The 1,743-nt window shown below is 49.5% G+C and carries 1 protein-coding gene; it reads left to right on the top strand.

Annotated features, from left to right (window positions below; genetic code table 11):
- Positions 1-364 precede the first annotated feature (364 nt).
- A complete protein-coding gene (locus DIJ65_RS16060) occupies positions 365-1,600 on the top strand; it encodes an IS110 family RNA-guided transposase (RefSeq protein WP_142836515.1) in 1,236 nt (411 codons plus the stop codon).
- The last annotated feature ends 143 nt before the right edge of the window (positions 1,601-1,743 follow it).

Here is a 1,743-nt window from a genome sequence, read left to right as displayed (position 1 = left end):
TCCTCCTCGTATAGTATGTTTAAGGTCCTTACGAACCTGACTTTTCACTTCATTATTTTCATCAATCAAATAGCTTGGACGTCCCGGGATATTTCTAGATAATGGTCGTAGGATCATTTGGGACAATTCTTTTTCCTCCTGTGGAGCAACCACATTATAAGACTGTTTCTCAGTGAACGCGCGGGACTCCCTACTCGCAGGCTGAGCCCCCTGAAGATTGAACCCGGCTGTTAGTAACGCCGGGGCGGCATTCGATTCAGGAAGAGCTCTCATACACGAGGTTGTTGGTCGGCGTACACACTAGAGATATCTCGAGGCGTCCAAGAAATGGCCAGATGATGCTAAATCGAAAGGAGGTCTCCCCGTGAGATTATTTGTTGGTTTAGATGTCAGCTCATTTGATATGCGAGTCTGTTTTCTGGATGGTGAAGGAACGAAGCTCGACACCTTCGCTGTTTCCAATGACCTGCCTGGCGCCACCTTCCTCAAGGAACGCCTGTTGGAACGTGTAACCGATCAGGAAGTCGATGTTCTGAAAATTGGCTTGGAATCGACATCCGTCTACAGTTTCCATCCGTCGATGTTCTTGCATCACGATAAGGATTTGAAACGCTTCGGCGCCCAGGTGTTCGTCATGAATCCGAAACAGATCGCCAATTTCAAGAAAAGCTATTCAGACATGGATAAGACGGATGAAATCGATGCCTTCGTCATTGCCGATTATTTGCGCTTCGGCCGAAACCAGCTGTCTGTCGTGAAAGAAAGCCAGTACATGGCGCTGCAACAGCTGACGCGGTCCCGTTACCATCTCGTCAAGGCGATGACGAAGGAAAAGCAGCACTTTCTCCAGCACCTCAGTCTGAAGTGCAACACGTTCACCCAGGAAGTCGATTCCTCGGTGTTCGGCAACGCCATGATGGAGCTGTTCCTGGAGAAATTCAGCTTGGATGAAGTGGCCGAGATGCCACTCGAAGAGCTGGCTGCCTTCCTGCAGGAAAAAGGGAAGAACCGGTTCGACGATCCGGCCTGCATCGCCGCAGCCATCCAGAAAGCCATGCGTTCTTCGTACCGTTTGGATAAAGTCATGGAGGATTCGATGGACATTATACTGGGCACTTCCATCGAAATCATCCGGACGTTCACGAAACAGATCAAGGAAATCGAAAAGTCCATCAAGAGAATCATGGCCGGACTTTCGCAGACTCTCGATTCCATTCCGGGAATCGGTCCCGTCTTCACCGCCGGGATCATCGCCGAAATCGGTCAAATCGAGCGATTTGAAGATGAAAGCAAAATTGCGAAATATGCGGGTCTTTACTGGCGAAAGCACCAATCCGGCCGGTTTACCGGCGAAACCACCTCGCTGTCGCGTAACGGCAACGTGTACCTGCGGTATTACTTGGTTGAAGCCGCCAACCGGGTCAGGACCCAGGTTCCTGAATACGAAGCCTTTTACCAAAAGAAATACCGTGAGGTGCCGAAACATCAGCACAAACGAGCACTCGTCCTGACCGCAAGGAAACTCGTGCGCTTGGTGGATGCGCTACTACGCAGCCAGCAACTCTTTACGCCGGGAAAGGGGCGTGAAGCGATGACGTAAATTACGTCATTGAGCGCCTTTCTTAATTACCAGTAAATGGTAGTTGTTTACTGGTCTAGTTTCTTGCGGTCTTTTTCCACAAAATCGACCTTTGATAACTTCATAATCATTTATTTTTCAGTTGACATACTACCGCAGGTCTT

It is taken from the genome of Planococcus salinarum, from assembly GCF_007004625.1.
Taxonomy (GTDB): Bacteria; Bacillota; Bacilli; order Bacillales_A; family Planococcaceae; genus Planococcus; species Planococcus salinarum.
Note: the sequence above shows the minus strand (reverse complement) of the source record. Positions and strands in the feature narration are given on the sequence as shown.